Source organism: Corynebacterium sp. HMSC08C04 (genome assembly GCF_001807495.1).
Lineage (GTDB): Bacteria > Actinomycetota > Actinomycetes > Mycobacteriales > Mycobacteriaceae > Corynebacterium > Corynebacterium simulans.
In genome coordinates, this window is record NZ_KV789224.1 from 1 (window position 1) to 996 (window position 996).

Sequence of the window (996 nt, forward strand, 5' to 3'; positions counted from 1 at the left end):
GGCTGTGGGGATGTCTCTGTAGAGCTCTCCGCTGCGCATCATGGCGAAGAGGACGTTGAGGCGTCGGCGTGCGAGCGCGACGACTGCGGCGTTATGTCTCTTGCCTTCTTTGCGTTTTCGCTCATAGAATTGCCGGGAACGCTCGTGGAATCTGATCGATGCAAAGGACGATTGCCATAGGGCGTTCTTCAATTTCTTGTTGCCGGCCCGGTTGGGCGAATTCGACATGATCGACGTTCCCGACTGATTCGTCTGCGGCGTCAGGCCTGCATAGGAAGCCAGGTGCGCTGCATTGGGAAAGTCGGACATATCGCCGACGGTCATAAGGATTTGCGCGGCGCTACGTGGGCCGATGCCGGGCATGGACAAGAGAATCTCGGTCTGAGGAATGTCCTGGATCAGCTCGAGTACCTGGGCTTCAATCTCTTTGCGGTGCTCCAGCTTGGCTAGTGCATCTTTGGCGGACATTGCTACGCCAAGTTCCGCGTATTCTGCGCCGGCGATGGATACCGTCTGGCCGTGGATCGCAGCAAGCATGGCATCGATAACTGGTTCAGGATTACGTGCCCTGTGACCACGTGCGAAAGCTGTCAGCCGTGCTTTGCCGACGCGTCGAATCTTGGTGGGGCCACCGTATTTCGCCAGAAGGTGGAGAATCCACTTGCGGTGAATCATCTGCCCACGTAGGACATGTTCGAATGCGGGGTAGGTGCCCACGAGCGCGGATCGCATCTGGTTGATCAGGCGTGTGTAGGCGCGGGCGAGGTCTTCGTCGATACCGTTGAGGACTTTCAGCTGGAGGAAGACTTCCTCAACGCGGTCGACGCTACGCAGGGCATCTGGCAGGTTGAGGCCGGCATGGGCGATGACATAAGCGTCGCGTACATCGGTCTTGGAGTTGCCGACGTGGATACGTGAAAGCTGTCGCATGGCAAGCCCGGGGAGGTAGCGAACGTCGGCTCCCATTGCTTGGGCGACTGCGACGGTTAGCCTGCC

1 protein-coding gene is annotated in these 996 nt (G+C 58.7%); it reads right to left on the reverse strand.

Features of this window, described 5'->3' with window-relative positions; all coding sequences use genetic code 11:
* Nucleotides 1-996: IS110 family RNA-guided transposase (locus HMPREF3169_RS08360; protein WP_070456121.1), on the reverse strand; the 996-nt coding region annotated here is incomplete at both ends.